General features: G+C 64.8%; 17 protein-coding genes and 1 pseudogene. 9 read left to right on the top strand and 9 right to left on the bottom strand.

Annotated elements, in window-relative coordinates; genetic code table 11:
- Nucleotides 1-65: 65 nt before the first annotated feature.
- The 3 genes from LNV28_RS05940 (at nucleotide 66) to LNV28_RS05930 (ending at nucleotide 1,925) form a co-directional block, all read left to right on the top strand.
- A complete protein-coding gene (locus tag LNV28_RS05940; protein WP_263515975.1) occupies nucleotides 66-1,022 on the top strand; it encodes a LysR family transcriptional regulator in 957 nt (318 codons plus the stop codon).
- An 80-nt stretch (nucleotides 1,023-1,102) separates the two neighbouring features.
- Nucleotides 1,103-1,360 (top strand): DUF3297 family protein, encoded by a 258-nt coding sequence (locus tag LNV28_RS05935; protein ID WP_263515976.1) that lies wholly within the window; start codon nucleotides 1,103-1,105, stop codon nucleotides 1,358-1,360.
- A gap of 43 nt (nucleotides 1,361-1,403) precedes the next feature.
- Nucleotides 1,404-1,925 (top strand): YgjV family protein, encoded by a 522-nt coding sequence (locus tag LNV28_RS05930; RefSeq protein ID WP_263515977.1) that lies wholly within the window; start codon nucleotides 1,404-1,406, stop codon nucleotides 1,923-1,925.
- A 13-nt stretch (nucleotides 1,926-1,938) separates the two neighbouring features.
- Here the strand turns inward: LNV28_RS05930 and LNV28_RS05925 are convergent, their stop codons facing one another.
- Nucleotides 1,939-3,282 carry a pectate lyase family protein gene (locus tag LNV28_RS05925; RefSeq protein WP_263568749.1) on the bottom strand — a complete coding sequence of 448 codons (1,344 nt, stop codon included), beginning with the start codon at nucleotides 3,280-3,282 and terminating at the stop codon, nucleotides 1,939-1,941.
- Nucleotides 3,283-3,290: 8 nt separating this feature from the next.
- Nucleotides 3,291-4,280 carry a sugar kinase gene (locus LNV28_RS05920; protein WP_263515979.1) on the bottom strand — a complete coding sequence of 330 codons (990 nt, stop codon included), beginning with the start codon at nucleotides 4,278-4,280 and terminating at the stop codon, nucleotides 3,291-3,293.
- Nucleotides 4,281-4,427: 147 nt separating this feature from the next.
- Here LNV28_RS05920 and LNV28_RS05915 point away from each other — a divergent pair, with 147 nt between their 5' ends.
- The 5 genes from LNV28_RS05915 to LNV28_RS05895 all read left to right on the top strand — a co-directional run bounded on the left by LNV28_RS05915 (nucleotide 4,428) and on the right by LNV28_RS05895 (nucleotide 9,385).
- On the top strand, nucleotides 4,428-5,408 hold the full coding sequence (locus tag LNV28_RS05915; RefSeq protein WP_263515980.1) for a TRAP transporter substrate-binding protein: 981 nt from the start codon (nucleotides 4,428-4,430) through the stop codon (nucleotides 5,406-5,408).
- Nucleotides 5,409-5,428: 20 nt separating this feature from the next.
- Complete coding sequence (locus tag LNV28_RS05910; RefSeq protein WP_263517121.1) at nucleotides 5,429-5,905, top strand: TRAP transporter small permease; 477 nt, start codon at nucleotides 5,429-5,431, stop codon at nucleotides 5,903-5,905.
- A gap of 65 nt (nucleotides 5,906-5,970) precedes the next feature.
- Nucleotides 5,971-7,260: a TRAP transporter large permease gene (locus LNV28_RS05905; protein ID WP_263515981.1), complete on the top strand. Its 1,290-nt coding sequence runs from the start codon at nucleotides 5,971-5,973 to the stop codon at nucleotides 7,258-7,260.
- A 936-nt stretch (nucleotides 7,261-8,196) separates the two neighbouring features.
- Nucleotides 8,197-8,724 carry an exosortase H gene (gene xrtH / locus LNV28_RS05900; RefSeq protein WP_263515982.1) on the top strand — a complete coding sequence of 176 codons (528 nt, stop codon included), beginning with the start codon at nucleotides 8,197-8,199 and terminating at the stop codon, nucleotides 8,722-8,724.
- A 4-nt stretch (nucleotides 8,725-8,728) separates the two neighbouring features.
- Nucleotides 8,729-9,385 carry an exosortase H-associated membrane protein gene (locus tag LNV28_RS05895; protein WP_263515983.1) on the top strand — a complete coding sequence of 219 codons (657 nt, stop codon included), beginning with the start codon at nucleotides 8,729-8,731 and terminating at the stop codon, nucleotides 9,383-9,385.
- Nucleotides 9,386-9,510: 125 nt separating this feature from the next.
- Here LNV28_RS05895 and LNV28_RS05890 read toward each other — a convergent pair whose 3' ends face one another.
- The 7 genes and pseudogenes from LNV28_RS05890 to rpmH all read right to left on the bottom strand — a co-directional run bounded on the left by LNV28_RS05890 (nucleotide 9,511) and on the right by rpmH (nucleotide 15,256).
- Nucleotides 9,511-10,311, bottom strand: coding sequence for an IPTL-CTERM sorting domain-containing protein (locus tag LNV28_RS05890; RefSeq protein ID WP_263515984.1), 801 nt, complete (start codon nucleotides 10,309-10,311; stop codon nucleotides 9,511-9,513).
- Nucleotides 10,312-10,575: 264 nt separating this feature from the next.
- Nucleotides 10,576-10,864: pseudogene (locus LNV28_RS05885) on the bottom strand (IS3 family transposase); the annotation flags it as partial.
- A 33-nt stretch (nucleotides 10,865-10,897) separates the two neighbouring features.
- Complete coding sequence (mnmE, locus tag LNV28_RS05880; protein ID WP_263515985.1) at nucleotides 10,898-12,280, bottom strand: tRNA uridine-5-carboxymethylaminomethyl(34) synthesis GTPase MnmE; 1,383 nt, start codon at nucleotides 12,278-12,280, stop codon at nucleotides 10,898-10,900.
- A 284-nt stretch (nucleotides 12,281-12,564) separates the two neighbouring features.
- A complete protein-coding gene (yidC, locus tag LNV28_RS05875; protein ID WP_263515986.1) occupies nucleotides 12,565-14,277 on the bottom strand; it encodes a membrane protein insertase YidC in 1,713 nt (570 codons plus the stop codon).
- Nucleotides 14,274-14,582 carry a membrane protein insertion efficiency factor YidD gene (gene yidD / locus LNV28_RS05870; protein ID WP_263517122.1) on the bottom strand — a complete coding sequence of 103 codons (309 nt, stop codon included), beginning with the start codon at nucleotides 14,580-14,582 and terminating at the stop codon, nucleotides 14,274-14,276. The genes yidC and yidD overlap by 4 nt, the downstream gene beginning before the upstream one ends.
- A 54-nt stretch (nucleotides 14,583-14,636) precedes the next feature.
- Entirely contained in the window at nucleotides 14,637-15,098 is a 462-nt protein-coding gene (locus LNV28_RS05865; RefSeq protein WP_263515987.1) for a ribonuclease P protein component, read from the bottom strand.
- A gap of 23 nt (nucleotides 15,099-15,121) precedes the next feature.
- Nucleotides 15,122-15,256: a 50S ribosomal protein L34 gene (gene rpmH, locus LNV28_RS05860; protein ID WP_054021782.1), complete on the bottom strand. Its 135-nt coding sequence runs from the start codon at nucleotides 15,254-15,256 to the stop codon at nucleotides 15,122-15,124.
- A 676-nt stretch (nucleotides 15,257-15,932) separates the two neighbouring features.
- On the opposite strand from rpmH, the gene dnaA reads away from it, so the two are divergent.
- The gene (gene dnaA, locus LNV28_RS05855) at nucleotides 15,933-17,459 is read left to right on the top strand and encodes a chromosomal replication initiator protein DnaA (RefSeq protein WP_263517123.1); all 1,527 of its coding nucleotides are present in this window, start codon (nucleotides 15,933-15,935) and stop codon (nucleotides 17,457-17,459) included.
- Nucleotides 17,460-17,564 lie beyond the last annotated feature (105 nt).

Genomic DNA, 17,564 nt, shown 5'->3' with positions numbered 1-17,564 from the left:
CAGTCTCGGCCGCCCGGGCTGCGCGCGGAACTGCCGACGATGTGCCAGCGGCTATACAGTTCTGCATGGACTCCAAGAACAAAGACCTCGACAGCAGCATCAGCAGCAGCAAGCCCGGCAAGGACATCGGCTGGGAGCTGTACCGCACCTTCCTCGGCGTCTTGCAGGAGGGCTCGCAATCGGGCGCCGCGCGCGCCCTGGGCCTGGCCCAGCCCACGGTGGGCCGGCATATCGAAGCGCTGGAGCAGGCCCTGGGCCTGCCGCTATTCACCCGCTCGCAGCAAGGCCTCATGCCCACCGAGGCGGCGCTGACCTTGCGAGAAGGCGCCGAGGCCATGGCCCACCAGGCGGCGTCGCTGCAGCGTTTGGCCCAGGAACGCCAGCTCGGCGCCCAGGGCCATCTGCGCGGCGTGGTGCGGGTGACGGCCAGCGAGGTCATGGGGGTGGAAGTGTTGCCGGCCATCCTGGCCCGGCTGGCGCAGGAGGAGCCCGGCCTGGTGATCGAGCTGGTGCTCAGCAACCGCATGCAGGACCTGCTGCAGCGCGAGGCCGACATCGCCGTGCGCATGACCGCGCCCACGCAGGAGCAGCTGATCGCGCGCCGCCTGGGCACGTTGGAGCTGGGGCTGTTCGCCCGCAGCGACTACCTGGACCGCGCCGGCCGCCCGGCCACGCTGGAGGATCTGGCCACGCACCGCCTGGTCGGCTATGACCAGGAAACGCCCTTCATCCGTGCCGCCCGCCAGGGCTTCCCGAGCTGGCGCCGCGAGGCCTTTGCACTGCGCAGCGACAGCGATCTGGCCCAGCTGGCCTTGCTGCGCGCCGGCGCTGGCATCGGCGTCTGCCAGGTCGCCCTGGCGCGGCGCAGCCCGGGTCTGGAGCGCGTGCTGCCCGAGCAGCTCAGCCTGCCGCTGGAAACCTGGCTGGCCATGCACGAGGACCTGCGCCAAAGCCTGGCCTGCAAGCGGGTGTTCGAGGCCCTGGCCGAGGGCTTGAGCGAAATGATGGTGGCCCCGGCCTGAGCGGGCAGCGCCAAATCGCGGAAAATGCCGGTATCCAGCCCCGCCCGGGGCCTTTTGTTTTTTTGACGATTGCTGCCGCCATGACCGACACCGCCGCCCCCACCGACCGCCCCGCCATTCCCGACCATCTGTCCATCGACCCGCGCAGCCCGCACCACGATGCCGCCGTGTTTCAGCACGACATCGGCATCCGCCTGAACGGCAAGGAGCGCTTCGATGTGGCCGAGTACTGCATCAGCGAAGGCTGGGTCAAGGTGCCGGCCGGCCGCACCGTGGACCGCAAGGGCAACCCGGTGATGATCAAGCTCAAGGGCACGGTGGAAGCTTTCTACAGCTGAAGCTCCGCCCGAGCCTGCCCCTGCCAGGCCGCGCGCTGACCGCATGCTGGACCCCGCGTATTTTTCTGCTGCGCAGATTTTTGGTTATGTCGCCTTCGCCTGCGGCGTGGCCTGTTTTGCGCAGACCGACGATCGCCGCTTCAAGGTCTTCATGGCCCTGGAGTGTTTCGCCTATGTGCTGCACTTCTGGCTGCTCGGCCAATCTACCGCTGTTGCCAGCAGCCTGGTATCGCTGGGCCGCTCGCTGGCCTCGCTGCGCAGCCGCTCGCCCTGGGTGGGCCTGGGCTTCATCGGCCTGAGCGCCGGCCTGGGCCTGTGGCTGCAGCAGGGCTGGCTGTCGCTGCTGCCGATTGCGGCTTCCTGCATCGGCACGACGGCGCTGTTTTTCTTGAGCGGGCTACGCATGCGCCTGCTGATGCTGCTGGGCACCTTGCTGTGGCTGGTCAACAACCTGGCGGTGGGCTCGGTGGGCGGCAGCTTGCTCGAAGCCACCATCGCCCTGACCAACAGCTGGACGCTGTGGCGGCTCTGGCGCCGCCCGCCGGAGGCCGCTCAGGCCTCGTGAGCTTCAACCCGATTCAGCGCCCGCGGCGGAACAGCGAGGCCCAGCCGGCGCGCGGGCTCATGTCGTCGAGATTCCAGGCCTCGGGCTGAAACGCCTGCTTGCTGGGCGCGTAGCGCGGGTAGCCGCTGGCGTTTTGCAGCTCGCTGTCGATGATCTGACCGCGGCCTTCGGCCACATCGGACAGCAGCTTGAAATCAACCGGGTCGCGGTCCCAGGGCCGGGCGCCCACGGCCAGGGGTAGCTCCGCCTCCAGGCGCCGTGCCGGCAGGATGCGGCTCAGCGGCAGGTCGGCGGGCAGCTCGGGCGCTTGCAGTTGCAGGATGCGCGCCTGGCCGGCGCTGTAGATGCCGGTCTGGGCCACGGCGGCGCCGTACTCGTCCACCGCCAGGTTGTCGTGCAGGAACAGCGCCACATCGCCGTGGCCGCCGAGGGCGAACAAGGGCGTGTTGGGCCGCGTGTCCGGGCCCTGACGGTAGGCGTTGCCGATCAGGCTGATGCGGCCGGTCTGCCAGGGGTGGGGGGCCCACTCGTGCGCGACCAGGTTGTAGTGCACCGCCTTGTTGCCGGGGTTGTAGATCAGGTTGTTGACCATGGCCGCCTGCACGCCGCCTTTGAACAAGGCATTGCGCTCGCGGTTGGAGGCGTAGAGATTGGCGTAGAGCAGGATGCCGCTGGCGTTGTCGTGCACCAGGCTGCCCTTGGAATGCTCGCCTTTCTCGTGCACCGAATAGCCCAGGCCTTCGTAGATCAGGTTGTGGCTGTAGGTGATGGCGTGCGAGGTGTTGCGGCGCCAGTCCTCGGGCGTGGCGCCCTCGAAACGCGGGCCGCCGACCGACAGGTTTTCGTCCGTGGCCCAGGACAGGCTGCAGTGGTCGACGATGACGTGGTGAGCCGCGCCCTGGGTGGAGATGCCGTCCTGGTCGGCGCCGCTTTTCTTGGCGCGGCCGAACTCGCCGGGCCGGAACATCAGGTGCTGGACGATCACCTGGTGGGTGGCGATATTGGTCTCGCCCTTGATCACGGTGATGCCGGGCTTGGGGGCGGTCTGGCCGGCGATGGTGAGGTAGGGGTGGCGGATGTTGATCGTCTGGCCGGCCAGGTCGATGACGCCGCCGACCTCAAACACCACGATGCGCGGCCCCTCGGCCTCCAGCGCTTCGCGCAGCGAGCCGGGGCCGGATTCGTTGAGGTTGCTGACCCGAAGGATGCGCCCGCCGCGGCCGCCCACGGTGCCGGTGGCCCAGCCTTGCACGCTGATGCCGGCAGGGTCCAGCTGGGGCGTTGGTGGGCCCTCGGCGCTGGCGCTGAAAGACAAGGCCAGCAGGCAGACGCTGGCGAGCAGGTGGCGACGACGCATGGTGCGGCTCATGCGTGGGGCTGCAGCAGATCGGCCATCAGGGCCGGCTCGATCAAGGCACCGCGGTGCTGGATCACGCGCGCGGCCAGGCGGTTGCCGAAGCGGGCCGATTCCAGCGCCGGGCGGCCACGCAGGCGCTGGCTCAGGTAGCCGCCGGCAAAGGAGTCGCCGGCCGCGGTGGTGTCGACCACGCGCTCGACGCGCTCGGTGGCGGCTGCCTGCCAGTCCGGGGCGCCGGCTTCGGGCGCGCGCACCAAGGTGGGGTCGGCGCCGCGCTTGATCAGCAGCTCGCGCGGGGCCAGGTCTTGCGCGGCGGCCACCGCCTCGGCCAGGCTGGGCAGTTCGAACAGGGCCTGGTGGTCGTCGGCGGTGATCAGGCCCACGCTGGCCAGGTCCAGGGCGCGGCGGAAGACGGCCTGCGCCTCGGCGCGGCTGGCCCAGAGCCGCGGCCGGTAGTTGTTGTCGAACACCACCATGGCGCCTCGCGCCCGCAGCGTTTCCATCAAGGAAAACACGCGCTCGCGCCCGGCCGGCGGCAGGATGGCCAGACTGATGCCGCTCAGGTAAAACAAGTCCCAGTCGGCGGTCTGGTCCTCTAAAGGTGTGCACTCGCCCTCAAAGTAAGCCTTGGCTGCGCTGGTGTCGCGCCAGTAGTTGAAGCTGCGCTCGCCGCGCGCATCGACCTCGATCATGTAAAGCCCTGGCATGCGGCCGGGGATCTGGCGCACCAGATCCAGGGCCAGGCCCTCGGCCGCCCAGCGCTCCATCAGGCCACGGCTGAGGCCGTCCTCGCCCAGGCCGGTGGCGTAGTGCACGGTGTAAGGCGCGGCGGCCTCGGCCTCGTTCTGGCCTGGGTCCGCAGCACAGCGCGCCAGATAGACGGCCGTGTTCAGGGTGTCGCCGCCAAAGCCTTGTTGCAGCGCGCCAAAGGCCGGGCCGACCAGCTCCAGCATGCATTCACCGAGCACCGCCACCTGCTTTGTTGAAGCTACCCTCATGGAATCCCTTAGTGATTTGGAACGCTGTTTCGTTATTCTATTTGCGAGCGAACGAATTTCGAAACAAGGGCTGACCCTGATGCGCCAAGGCTGCGGCCGCGCGCGTGCCGGGGCAGACCCTCCCTCACTCGCCCGGAGACGCCCCCTATGTTTTGCCCCCGCTTCAAGATCCTGCCCGCCGCCGCCTTGCTGGCCCTGGCGCTGACCCAGCCGGCCGCCCAGGCCCTGACTCTGCGCGCCGCCGATGTGCACAACAGCAATGAGTACCCGACCGTGCTGGCGCTCAAACGCATGGGCGAGCTGCTGGAGCAGCGCAGCGCCGGGCGCATCAAGCTCAAGGTTTTCAACAAGGGCGCGCTGGGCACCGAGAAGGAAACCATCGACCAGCTCAAGATCGGCGCGCTTGAGCTGACCCGCGTGCACATCAGCCCCATGAACGCCATCTGCCCGCAGACCCAGGTGCCGACCATGCCCTTCTTGTTCCGCTCGGTCGCGCAGATGCGCCGTGCGCTGGACGGCCCGGCCGGCGAGGAGATCCTGCGCGCCTGCGAGCCGCAGGGTTTCATCGGCCTGGCCTTTTACGACAGCGGCGCCCGCTCCATTTATGCCCGCAAGCCGATCAAGACCCCGGCCGATGCCAAGGGCTTGAAGATCCGCGTGCCGCAGTCGGACCTCTGGGTGGCGGTGGCCGCGGCCCTGGGCGCCAATGCCACGCCCATGCCGGTGGGCGAGGTCTACACCGGGCTCAAGACCGGCCTGGTCGATGCAGCCGAGAACAACCTGCCCTCGTTTGAAGGCTTCAAGCATTTCGAGGCGGTCAAGTTCTACTCCCGCACCGAGCACTCCATGGCGCCCGAGCTGCTGCTGATGAGCAAAAAGGTCTACGACGGCCTGCCGCCCGCCGACCAGCAGCTGATCCGCGCCGCGGCCAAGGAATCGGTCGCCTTCCAGCGCCTGCGCTGGGACGAGCAGGAGGCGAAATCGCTGGCCTTGGTGAAAGCCGGCGGCGCGCAGATCGTCGACGTGGACAAGAGCGCCTTCCAGGCTGTGATGCCGCCGGTCTACGCCCGCTTCATGAACACGCCGGAGCTGCAGCGCCTGGTCAAGACCCTGCAGGAGACACCGTGAACGTCCCCGCATTCACGCGCATGTGTGCCGCCCTGTCCAAGCTGGCGCTGGTGGCCGCCGTGGTCTGCCTGATCGCGGTGCTGCTGTGTGTGCAAGCCCAGGTGCTGGGCCGTTATGTCTTCAACGACACGCCCACTTGGACCGAGGGCCTGGCCATGCTGCTGGTGCTCTATGTCACGGCCTTCGGCGTGGCCGTGGGCGTGCGCGATGCCGGCCACATCGGCCTGGAGTCTTTGCTGGTGCTTCTGCCCGAGCGCTGGCGCTTGCGCCTGGAGCTGTTGGTCCATGCCTTGGTGGCGGGCTTTGGTGCGCTGATGGCGCAGTCGGGCTGGGTCTGGACGCAGCTGAAGTGGAGCGAGCCCAAGCCCATGCTGGGCGTGCCCGAGGGCCTGGACTACCTGCCGCTGCTGATCGCCGGCGTGCTCATCGTGCTGTTCTCGCTGGAGCACATGCGTGCGCTCTGGCGCGGTGAGGCGGTACGCCCGTCCTGGTACTGAACCCAGCGCAGCGCGACGCCTGGCGAAGCCTGCCCCCCCTTTTTGATTCACAAGGATTTGATGCGATGGAACTCTGGGTTCTGGGACTGAGCTTTGCCCTCTTGCTGCTGCTGGGCGTGCCGGTGGCTTTTGCCATCGGCCTGTCCTCGGTGGCCACCATGCTGGCGGCCGATCTGCCGCTGGCCCTGGTCTTTCAGAAGATGGTCGGAGGCATGCAGGTCTTCTCCTTCCTGGCCATTCCCTTCTTCGTGTTCGCCGGCGAGCTGATGCTCTACGGCGGTATTGCCGACCGCATCGTGCGCTTCGCCAACAGCCTGATCGGCCATGTGCGCGGCGGTTTGGGCATGAGCAATGTGCTGGGCTGCACCTTGTTCGGAGGCGTGGCGGGCTCTCCGCTGGCCGATGTCTCGGCCATGGGCTCGGTGATGATTCCGCTGATGAAGAAAGAGGGCTACCACGCTGACTACGCGGTCAATGTGACCACGCATGCGGCCCTGGTCGGCGCCCTGATGCCAACCTCGCACAACCTCATCATCTTCGTGCTGGCCGCCTCCGGCATCGCCTCGGTCAGTGTCTTCGGCCTGATCCTGGCGGCGCTGATTCCGGCCTTGTTGCTGACTCTGGCCAATTTGGCCGCAGCCTACGGTGTGGCGGTGCGGCGTGGCTATCCCACACATGGCGCCTTCCCGGGCTGGGCGGCGGTGGGCCGCGCTTTTGTCGGCGCCCTGCCGGGCCTGCTGGTGGTGGTGATCATCCTGGCCGGCATCCTCAGCGGGGTCTTCACCGCCACCGAGTCGGCCGCCACGGCGGTGTTCTGGGCCCTGGGGGTGACGGTCTTCGTCTACCGCTCACTGAGCTGGCAGAACTTCCTCAAGGCCTGTGCCAAGGCCTGCAAGACCACCGGTGTGGTGTTGCTGCTGATCGGCATCTCCTCGGCCTTCGGCTACTTCATGGCCTTGTACGAGGTGCCGCAGCGCACCGGGGAGCTGATGCAGAGCGTCAGCCAGAACCCCTGGGTGATCTTTCTGATGGTCAACCTGCTGCTCTTCGTGCTCGGCACCTTCCTGGACATGGCGGCCACCATCCTGATCTGCACGCCGATCTTTCTGCCCATCTGCCAGCAGTACGGCATGGACCCGCTGCAGTTCGGCATCCTGATGCTGATCAACTGCGCCCTGGGCCTCAACACGCCCCCGGTCGGCAGCACCCAGTTCGTCGGTTGCGCCATCGGCGGGATCTCGGTCGGCCAGGTCATGCGCTCGATCTGGCCCTTCTACGGCGCCTTGCTGGCCACGCTGGCGCTGGTGACCTTTGTGCCGGCGATCTCGCTCTGGCTGCCTGCGCTCATGAAGTGAGCGGGCGGCGCTCACTTGCATATACAGAATGTGGCAATTTGCCTTCAAACCCCGTCTTCATATGGCTTTCTAACCGACTGCTACTGACTTGGACTCAAATTTGGATTCACGCAGGCTCCCGGTGCCTTTTCGGGATCGTCAGCTCGAGTTGGCTTGGGCATGCGGCTTGTACGCGCTTGAGACCGACGCTCTAGCCGGCGATATTGCGGCATTTCCTTGGGCGCTCTCCCCTCAGGCAGCTTTGAACTCTCGGTATGCCGCATCCCAATCGACGCGCGGAAACGCGAATTTGACCGACTTAAGGACGTCGTCACGATTCAGGGCATAGGGCTCTCTGAACCGCCCCAGGTTTGACGAGGCTCCTAGTCGACATGTCGCATTCAATGGGTTGATCAACCGAGTATTGAAGGAGCCGAAGAGGACCGACTACTTTGTCGTGCCCGAGTTAAGTGTTCCATTGCGGTGGGCTCTTCGTGCTTCGCGCAAGCTTGTGGCCAAAGGTGTTTTTATGCTGGGCGATGCTGAGCACCACCGCGATCGCGCTACCCGGAAGCTGCGGAACGACATCTTGATTCACTGAATTCATATTGGCCGGGCTATGCGAGCAGCGTTATGGTGCTTCAGCCCAAATTGGAATCAGCGCATGGCGAGCGACAAGAGTAGAAAAAGCTCATGGGCAAGAAGGGTGTGCTCTACAAACACAGGTGAGAAGGCGAAGCCCACGCTGTACGGGCACCGTCACTTCTTTTCTGAGCATGGCGTTCCGGCCAGAGCGGATATCTCAGTGATCGCCAGGCGACACTTCGACACAGCAGCCGTTGCCTGGACTGCGACGGCACCCACTTCCGGTTCGCTTGAATTAGCCCGAAGCGCGGTTCAAATTTGTCCGCGTCAACCGGTATGCTGTGCGCATTCATTCTCTGAAACGGCCCTGCCTTGAAAAATGCCGCCGACTATGTCGCCAAGGGGCGCCAGAAGGTCTCAACCTTGCGATTCCTTGGAATTTTTGCATTGCTGGCACTTGCCGGTTTTGCTATCGAAATAGTGCCTTGGGTTGACACCAACGTTGTCGCCCCGCTTACTGAGGGAATTACCTGGGTGTGCGCAAAGCTGATTCTTGCTTTCGGTGGCGTGGCCCAGGTCCATTCAAATGTCATTCAGTATCCTGGCGGCTTCTCGATCAGGGTGTCGAACGGATGCAGTGGGCTGGAAGGCCTGATTCTGCTGTTCTCGGCCATTCTGGCTTTTCCGGCCAAGTTGGCTTACAAGGCACTCGGGCTGCTGCTGGGTACCGTGGCGATCATGGGGCTCAATATTGTTCGCGTGATCAGTCTGTACTATCTCGGTCAATACTCAACGGAATGGTTCAACTGGGCTCATCTATATGCCTGGGACGTTCTCATCATGATTGACGGACTTGTGGTTTTCATCCTGTGGCTGCGCCAAATACCACGGGGCCATTGACGCGATGAACAACTGGCTACGTCGCCGCACACCTGCTGGGATTCTGACTCGAATACTGTTGCTTATAGTGCCGGTATTCCTGCTCTGGCAGTGGATGCTCCCCTACGTGATGGAGTTGATGATCAACACGTCAGACATCTTCTGGCCCGGCCTATTTACCCATGGCGTGGTGCGGGTGGGCGGTAAGGCCATGGGAGACTGGGTCTTGCATACCGGTTGGGCACGGGAAGGAGCACCGGCCGATTTGGTTACCCTTCGTTTGAGCGGCCAGGCACTCAGGCGCATGGTGGTCGGCCTGCCACTGCTCATCACATTGCTCGCTGCCACATCGCCCGGGCACTGGCGCCGGGGCGTCCTGGGCATTGTCTTGCTGCTGGCCATCTCCTGGCTCTCGATCACAGGCTGGGCCTGGCATCAGTTGGCGGTCATGACGGGAACCACGCCCAGTTTTGTCGATGACACCGCCATGCCGCCGCCCTTTCGCCTCGCGATCGAAGCCTACCCGGCGTGGCAGTATTACCTGAGTGGCTACTTGGCCTATCTAGGCGTCTTGGTCATCCCGTTCATCGGGCCCATCGTCGTGTGGGCCGCCCTGTGCCGCCGGCAACTTGCCCGCTTGGTCATAAGGCTTCAGCACCACCGGCGGTTTCAAGCAAGCTGAACCATCCGCGATGGATGACAGCGCTTTCCAGAAAGCCGGCACATGTGAATGAGACCATGCAAAAAAAACGGCCCCCATGAGGGGCCGATTCCTGCTCCAACCCGCTTCAGGTGAGAGGTTGCGACTTAAGCCTGCCGGCGGCGGATGGCGCCGATGCCAACCGCCAGCAGCAAGCCGGCAAAGGCAATCTTTGCCCACTCCCCCAAGGTGGGGGCCGGAACCGGGGCCGGAGTACCAAAGTCGCCACCGTGGGGATTGGCCACGCCCGTGGGGCCAATCAGGGTCGTGACCGCCGTTCCTGGATTGATGCTGCAGAACTTACCGGCGGAGTAGTCAGCGCCGTAAAGAGTTCCCCCCGTGTCAAAACCGATGCTCATGACATCAGTACAAGGGCCAGAAAATGTGGCGACCAGCGTGCTGGCGCCAGTGCCGGTATTGATCGTATAAAGGCGCGGCCCATCCACGCCATAAAGCACGCCGCCGCCGCTGAATGCGATGTCCATCCAACCGCCCGCAGGCGTGCCGTTCCCGACCAGCGTCACTGCGCCAGACGCCTTGTTGACGGTGTACAGGCCGGTACCCGTGGAGACCGTCCAAAGTGCCCCGGAAGCATCAAACGTGATACCAAAAATCGAGATCCCCATATTCCCCACAGTCGTCAGAGCCCCGGTCGACTTATTGACTGTGGCCAGGGTGGTACCGTAGGTGGCATATAGGATATTGCTTGTCGGGTCTTCGGCAACACCGTAGGTCCCGGCATGGCCGGTCGGTCCGACGACGGTTCCAACCCCGGTCGTGCTATCGATGGTGCCGATGTTGGTTCCACCGAAAGTTGTCCAGTACGGCGCCGCAATTGCCTGTTGCGCTAGGCAGAGTGCCAAGCAACCGACCAAGGCACTGATTGATTTTCCTGCTGACACCTGCATGGATACTCCAATGATTGATTGAAAAGGGAGAAAGCACCTGGCCAAGAATTTGGCCCTAATGATTCTAGGGGGAACGGAGAGTCGCAACCGGCCAGTCGGACAGACCCGTGTCAACAATTCTGCCGTTTCGCGAAGCAGATTTGCGGCAATTGGCGTCGAGTGCGTTAGAACTTACAGTCGAGATGGGTTTCGTCGCGATTCAATTTTTCCAAGCGGTGCACTTGCTGAATCGCCCATGGATTCGTTGAGGCGGTTCGGTCTAATTCAGACTGTCACGGGCGGAGCTCGAATGGTGAGTTGCCGGTAGTCGTTTGCCTCAGCCTCTGCAGGCGGGATGTAGCCGATAGTTGTTGAACCAGGCCACACATGCCAGCGTGGCCAGTTTTACAGCTTCCTTTGTTTTCCAGGGCGCGCGACGGTGAATCAATTCGGCTATGTAGAGCCCGTTGATCGTCGCTGACAGCGCATTGCCGTAGTTATCACTCTTGCTGCCTATGGACGGTTCGACACCAGCTTTGGCCAAGAGCTCGATGTACCGAATGGAAACGTACTGGCCAAATGCCGGTGGACGATCCTGGAATTGACTCTACTTTCCGATGCAGAATTTGCTGAAGATCTCGCCGAGCAAGTCGTCCGCCGAAAAGGCCCCGGTGATTTCACCCAGGGCGTCGTGGGCGAGGCGCAGTTCTTCGGCCAGCAGGTCCAGCGCCGGCGGCTGCTGGTGGGCCACGGCCTGGGCCATGTCCAGGTGTTCCCGTGTGCGGCGCAGGGCCTGCACATGACGCTCGCGGGCGATGTAGAGGCCTTCGGGCGTGGCTTGCCAGCCCACCTGCTGCAGCAGGCGCTGGCGCAGGGCTTGCAGGCCGGCGCCGGACTTGGCGGACAGGCTCAGCGCACCCTCGGGCACCGGCGCGGCATTCGGCGCATCGCTCTTGTTGAACACTTGCAGGATGCGCTCGGCTGACACGTTAGCCAGACGGGCTGAAATCAAACGGTCTTCACCCTCGTAGTCGGCCTGGCCGACGCGGGTCAGGTCGTGCAGGAAGAGGATGACGTCGGCATCGGCAATCGCCTCCCAGCTGCGCGCCACGCCGATGCGTTCGACCTCGTCCTCGGTGTCGCGCAGACCGGCGGTGTCGCTGATGTGCAGGGGCACGCCTTCGATCTGTATGGTCTGGCTGACCTTGTCGCGCGTGGTGCCCGGGATGGGCGTGACGATGGCCAGCTCGGCGCCGGCCAGGGCGTTCAGCAGCGAGCTCTTGCCCACATTGGGCTGGCCGGCCAGCACCACCTTGATGCCCTCGCGCAGCAAGGCGCCCTGGCGAGTACGGTCCAGCACGGCGTCCAGGCGCTGCTGCAGGCGGCTCAGGCGGCCGAGTGCGTCGGCTTGCTGCAGGAAATCAATCTCTTCTTCGGGGAAGTCCAGGGTCGCCTCGACCAGCATGCGCAGCTTGATCAGGGCGTCGCACAGCTCGCCCACCTCTCCCGAGAGCGCGCCGCCCAGCGCCCGGCTGGCGCTGCGGGCCGCGGCCTCGGTGCTGGCGTCGATCAGGTCGCTGACGGCCTCGGCCTGGGCCAGGTCCAGCTTGCCGTTGAGGAAGGCGCGCTGGGTGAACTCACCCGGTTCGGCCAGGCGCAGGGCCAAGCCCTGTTCGCGCCCCGCTTCCAGGCAGCGCGCCAGCAAGAGTTGCAGCACCACCGGGCCGCCGTGGGCCTGCAGTTCCAGCACATGCTCGCCGGTGTAGGAATGCGGCGCCGGGAACAGCAGGGCCAGGCCTTGGTCGATGGCCGCACCGGCCGCGTCGCGAAAAGGCAGGTATGTGGCCTCGCGCGCCTTCAGGGCCTTGCCGCAGACAGCAGCCACCAAGGGGGTCAGGTCTTGCGGGGACGAGACCCGAACGATGCCGACGGCGCCTCGACCGGGTGCGGTGGCGATGGCGGCAATGGGGTCGTGGTGGCGGGAGAGCATGCTGAATTATCGGTGGCCTGTACCAAGCGAAGACGCCGGCGTTGCTTTGTGCAACGTCGGCGTCAAGTCTTCAGTATGTGGCGCGGGGGAGGCCGGGGCCCAGCGCTCGCGTGAGCCTGGATCTCGGGCCTGGGTCCATCGTCCGGAGGCGGCGATGAAACTCTGCCCCGCATGATCGGATTGGAGGCTTATCTCGCTCAAGAAAAAAGCCCCCAGCTATGGGGTAGCTGGGGGCTTCGTGAACTATTGCAAGTGCCGGGCACTTGCGAGGGGCTGGAGCAGACCTAGTTTTGCACGCCCAGTTTCTTGTTGATGTACCACTGCTGGGCGATCGACAGGATGTTGTTCACCAGCCAGTACAGCACCAGGCCCGAGGGGAAGATGAAGAACATGAAGCTGAAGGCCAGCGGCATGATCCACATCATCTTGGCCTGCATCGGGTCCGGCGGCGTCGGGTTCAGCCAGACCTGGAACAGGCTGGAGGCCGTCATCAGCAGGGGCAGGATGAAGTAGGGGTCCTTGACCGAGAGGTCGGTGATCCAGCCCAGCCAGGGCGCGCCACGCATTTCCACGGTGGACAGCAGCACCCAGTACAGGCCCATGAAGAAGGGCATCTGCAAGAAGATGGGCAGGCAACCGCCGATGGGGTTGACCTTCTCCTCGCGGTAGATCTTCATCATCTCCTGCTGCATCTGCTGCGGCTTGTCCTTCAGGCGCTCGCGCATTTCCTGAATCTTGGGGCCGACAGCCTTCATCTTCGCCATGCTCTTGTAGGCGCTGGCATTGAGCCAGTAGAAGGCGATCTTCAGCAGCACCACCAGGGCGATGATGGCCCAGCCCCAGTTGCCCAGGATGGAGTGCAGCTTTTCCAGCAGCCAGAACAGGGGCTTGGCCAGGATGGCGAAGATGCCGTAGTCCTTCACCAGCTCCAGGCCCGGGGCCAGAGCGGCGAGCTTGTTTTCTTCCTGCGGGCCGACAAACAGCTGGTCCAGCTTGGTGGCGGTGGCGCCCGGTGCCAGCTGGGGCAGGGTGAAGACCATGCCGACGGCGTACTGCTCGGGAGCGGCGCCCTTGACCTTGTTGACGAAGAACTCGCGCGGCACGGCTTCGTTGTGCAGCCAGGCGCTGGCGAAGTAATGCTGGACCATGGCCACCCAACCGTCATTGGCGGTCTTGTCGTGGTCGGTCTTGCCCTTCTCGATGTCCTTGAACTCGAACTTCTGGAACTTGTTCTTGTCGTTGTAGATCGCCGGGCCGGTGAAGGTGCCGGTGAAGGCGGTACCGCCAGGGCCGGCCACGCCGTCGCGCACCAGCTGCACATAGACCTGCGGGGTCAGCGGGGCCGCGCCCTTGTTGATGACCTCGTGCTTGACGCCGATGACGTAGTCGCCGCGCTTGAAGCTGTAGGTCTTCACATAGACGACGCCGCCGACTTCGGCCGACTCCAGGCGCACCAGCAGCTCGTTGGCGCCATCGGCCAGCTTGCGCTCAGGTGTGGTCACCGTCATCAGCGTGTTGTGCGTGGGCAGCTGTTCGCCGCGCGTGCCGACCAGGCCGGTCTGGGCCTTGTAGCTTTGCGCAGCTGCGTCCATCAACACGATGGGCTTGGGCTCGACCTTGGGCTTGTCCTTCAGGCCCACGGCTTGCAGCAGCGGGTCGAACAGGCCGGGCTCGGGCGAAGCCAGGTACTTGGGCAGCTCGACATGGGTGACATCACCGCCCTGGGTGTCCAGGGTGATGGTCATGACATCGGTGCTGATGTTCAGCTTCTCGCTGCGGGTGGCGACGGGCGCACCCGGCACGGCCGTGGCGCCAACGGCCAGGCCCGCGGCAGCGGGCACACCCGGCTGCGCGGCGGAACCGGCGGCGGCCACCGGCTTGGCGGCCGGCGGGCTGAACATCGACGGATGTCCGTTGTGCTTTTGCCAGCCGTCCCAGAGCAGGACGAGGGACATGGTGAACACCACCCACAGGACGGTGCGGCGAATATCAGTCATGAGGAGGCTTCTGATTGGGTGGAATTGCGGGGGGAAGGGGAAGGCGAATTCGGCGCGCACAGCCCGAGTCGGCTGAACAGCGCAGGCGGATTGTCAGGCACAGCGTCATGACCGCCGGCACACAAAGGGTGGCAGCGCAACAGACGGTGCAGGGTCAGATAGCTGCCGGCGGCGGCGCCATGGCGCTGCAAGGCCTCGATCGAGTAGACCGAACAGGTCGGCTCGAAACGGCAGGCGCTGCCCAGCCAGGGGCTCAGCAGCAGGCGGTAGCCACGCACCAGGCCGACCAAAGCGCGCTGCGCAATCGAAGGGGCGGCGGGGTCGTGGGCCATGGCGGCTGGCAGGAATGCGGCAGCCGCTCAGGGCTGAGCCGGCGTGTTGCGTGGCAACAGGCGGTTCAGCAACTGGGCGAGTTCGGCATGCGCAGCAGCACGCAGCGCATCGGAGGCGGCGCTGGGGAACTGCTTGCGATCAAAAGGCGTGCGCAAACGCACCACCCACAGACCCGGCGGCAAAAGCGGCTGGTCGGCAAAGGCGGCGCGGATTTGGCGCTTCAGCAGGGAGCGCGTGACGGAGCGGCGGGCATGGCGTTTGGGCACGATGACCCCCAACCACTGGCCGTCCGGCAGTGCTTCATCCACAGGGCTGTGGGCTTCTTGTGCATTGCCTGTTGATAACTTGCCTGCAGCGGTGGATAAGACCTTGGCAGGCAGGCTCGGCGAGGCCGACAGATGGTGCACGGCGAAGTGACTGCTGCGCACGCGGCTGGGGCGACCCAGCACGCGTTCAAAGTCGGCCGATCGCACGATGCGGCCGATCATGATTCAGGAAGAAAGAACCTGAATTAGACAGCCAGACGCTTGCGGCCCTTGGCGCGGCGCGCGGCGATGACGGCACGGCCACCGCGGGTCTTCATGCGGACCAGGAAGCCATGGGTGCGGGCGCGACGGGTCTTGGATGCTTGGTAAGTACGTTTCATGATGGAGGCCTCTTGAGAAGGTCTAAGGTCGTCGGATGACGCTTTAGCTGTGGTTGGCGATCAATCGCCGGGTGCAAAACGAGTTGCGGATTGCACCTCAAGCGTCGGCTGGTTCAGGGCTGGTGCTCTGCAAGGCGATGGATCGCCCGGCGGGTTACAGCTCTTTCACCAACAGCCACTGATGTGTGCCGCGCCGGGGCGCCGCTCATGCGTTGGCAACATCGAAACCCTGTGCCGCCAGCGGACCTGTGTACAAGTCGCGCCGCCGGTGGCAGAAATTCGATGCTGCGTTCATTGCCAAGTTCGGCCAAAGCCGAAGTCAGCCATTGTCGCAAGGATGATTGCCTGGCGCCGGGTATGGGCTCACGGTTTTCGGATCCGCTGCTGTGGCTGGCATTTATGCAATGCCGCTCGCCAAGGCAGCAGGCCCAAGGAATGTGCCCACCTGTGCACCAAACACCCGACCCAAGGTCCGCAGCGTCCGGAAAACCCGCGATTACACCAAAGAATGCGGCCGCGGTCAATGCCCGGGCATTTGCCAGCGGGGTTTACCGGGGATTGACCGCGCCGAAAAATCTGTGGATAACCTTGGATCCGGCGGCCTTGAACCCGTACAATCTGGCCGCTCTAGAACAAGTTTTCCACAATGAGCGCAGACATGTTTGGCGCTGAGGGCATGAGCCCGCAGCCGGTGCCGGAGCAGGGCTTTGACCAGGGGTTCGACCTCTGGCAACGCGGCTGCGAGAGGCTGGCCGCCGAGTTGCCCGAGCAACAATTCAACACCTGGATCCGCCCCTTGCCGCCCGCCGTGGTGGCCGATGGCGCGGGTTCCGAAGGCCTGGTCGTCTCCCTGCGGGTGCCCAACCGCTTCAAGCTGGACTGGATCCGCAACCAGTACGCCGGCCGCATCGAATCCATCCTCAGCGAACTCGCTGGCAAGCCCGCCCGCCTGGAGCTGGCCCTGGCCGCCCGCGAACCGATGGCACCCATGGGCCGCCCGGCCACTTTGAGCTCGCCGTCCAGCCCGGCCATCTCGGTCGGCCAGGTGCTGCACAACGGCCTGCGCCCGGTTTCCCACCCGGCCGACCCGCGCCCTGACTCCCGCAGCGCCGCGGCCGGCGCGTCGCCCGCCCAGGCACAGCAGGCGGCCATGCCGGCTGCCAACCTGCCGCCGAGCGCCAGCCGCCACCGCATCAACAGCGCGCTGACCTTTGACAACCTCGTGCCCGGCCGCGCCAACCAGATGGCGCGCACCGCCGCCCTGCATGTGGCCGGCGCTCCGGGTGCCATGTACAACCCGCTGTTCATCTACGGCGGCGTCGGCCTGGGCAAGACCCATCTGATCCACGCCGTGGGCAATGCCTTGCTCAAGGACAAGCCCGATGCGCGCGTGCTGTATTTGCACGCCGAGCAGTTCATCTCCGACGTGGTGAAGAATTACCAGCGCAAGACTTTTGACGAGCTCAAGGCCAAGTACCACTCGCTCGACCTGTTGCTGATCGACGATGTGCAGTTCTTCGCCGGCAAGGAGCGCACGCAGGAGGAGTTCTTCAACGCCTTCGAGGCCCTGCTGGCCAAGCGCGCCCACATCATCATGACCAGCGACACCTACCCCAAGGGTCTGGCCGATATCGATGAGCGCTTGACCAGCCGCTTCGACGCCGGCCTGACGGTGGCCATCGAGCCGCCCGAGCTGGAAATGCGCGTCGCCATCCTGATCAAGAAGGCCGAGGCTGAAGCCACGCCCATGCCCGAGGACGTGGCCTTCTTCATCGCCAAGAACGTCCGCGCCAATGTGCGCGAGCTGGAAGGCGCCCTGCGCAAGGTGCTGGCCTACAGCCGCTTCAGCCACAAGGAAATCAACATCCAGCTGGCGCGCGAGGCGCTGAAAGACCTGCTCTCGATCCAGAACCGGCAGATCTCGGTGGAGAACATCCAGAAGACCGTGGCCGACTTCTACAAGATCAAGATCGCCGATATGTACAGCAAGAAGCGCCCGGCCAGCATCGCCCGGCCGCGCCAGATTGCCATGTACCTGGCCAAGGAGCTCACGCAGAAGAGCCTGCCCGAGATCGGCGAGCTCTTCGGCGGCCGCGACCACACCACCGTGCTGCACGCCGTGCGCAAGATCGGCGGCGAGCGCCAGAAGAACACCGAGCTGAACCAGCAGCTCCACGTGCTCGAGCAGACCTTGAAGGGTTGAAAAACCGCCGGGAGCGGCCAGCTCTTCAGGGCCCAGCCCCTCCCGGTGCGCCCACTGTGCAAAGACAGGGTTCCCACCCCCGGGAAACACCCCATTCCTGGGTCA

Origin of the sequence: Paucibacter sp. DJ2R-2 (genome assembly GCF_025717675.1) — a bacterium.
Classification (GTDB): Bacteria; Pseudomonadota; Gammaproteobacteria; order Burkholderiales; family Burkholderiaceae_C; genus Paucibacter_A.
Note: the sequence above shows the minus strand (reverse complement) of the source record. Positions and strands in the feature narration are given on the sequence as shown.

What these genes read in the sequence shown, in the direction of transcription:
- LNV28_RS05940 (WP_263515975.1), top strand. Translation starts at nt 66, where the DNA reads ATGGACTCCAAGAACAAAGACCTCGACAGCAGCATCAGCAGCAGCAAG.
- LNV28_RS05935 (WP_263515976.1), top strand. Translation starts at nt 1,103, where the DNA reads ATGACCGACACCGCCGCCCCCACCGACCGCCCCGCCATTCCCGACCAT.
- LNV28_RS05930 (WP_263515977.1), top strand. Translation starts at nt 1,404, where the DNA reads ATGCTGGACCCCGCGTATTTTTCTGCTGCGCAGATTTTTGGTTATGTC.
- LNV28_RS05925 (WP_263568749.1), bottom strand. Translation starts at nt 3,282, where the DNA reads ATGCGTCGTCGCCACCTGCTCGCCAGCGTCTGCCTGCTGGCCTTGTCT.
- LNV28_RS05920 (WP_263515979.1), bottom strand. Translation starts at nt 4,280, where the DNA reads ATGAGGGTAGCTTCAACAAAGCAGGTGGCGGTGCTCGGTGAATGCATG.
- LNV28_RS05915 (WP_263515980.1), top strand. Translation starts at nt 4,428, where the DNA reads ATGTTTTGCCCCCGCTTCAAGATCCTGCCCGCCGCCGCCTTGCTGGCC.
- LNV28_RS05910 (WP_263517121.1), top strand. Translation starts at nt 5,429, where the DNA reads ATGTGTGCCGCCCTGTCCAAGCTGGCGCTGGTGGCCGCCGTGGTCTGC.
- LNV28_RS05905 (WP_263515981.1), top strand. Translation starts at nt 5,971, where the DNA reads ATGGAACTCTGGGTTCTGGGACTGAGCTTTGCCCTCTTGCTGCTGCTG.
- LNV28_RS05895 (WP_263515983.1), top strand. Translation starts at nt 8,729, where the DNA reads ATGAACAACTGGCTACGTCGCCGCACACCTGCTGGGATTCTGACTCGA.
- LNV28_RS05890 (WP_263515984.1), bottom strand. Translation starts at nt 10,311, where the DNA reads ATGCAGGTGTCAGCAGGAAAATCAATCAGTGCCTTGGTCGGTTGCTTG.
- mnmE (WP_263515985.1), bottom strand. Translation starts at nt 12,280, where the DNA reads ATGCTCTCCCGCCACCACGACCCCATTGCCGCCATCGCCACCGCACCC.
- yidC (WP_263515986.1), bottom strand. Translation starts at nt 14,277, where the DNA reads ATGACTGATATTCGCCGCACCGTCCTGTGGGTGGTGTTCACCATGTCC.
- LNV28_RS05865 (WP_263515987.1), bottom strand. Translation starts at nt 15,098, where the DNA reads ATGATCGGCCGCATCGTGCGATCGGCCGACTTTGAACGCGTGCTGGGT.
- rpmH (WP_054021782.1), bottom strand. Translation starts at nt 15,256, where the DNA reads ATGAAACGTACTTACCAAGCATCCAAGACCCGTCGCGCCCGCACCCAT.
- dnaA (WP_263517123.1), top strand. Translation starts at nt 15,933, where the DNA reads ATGAGCCCGCAGCCGGTGCCGGAGCAGGGCTTTGACCAGGGGTTCGAC.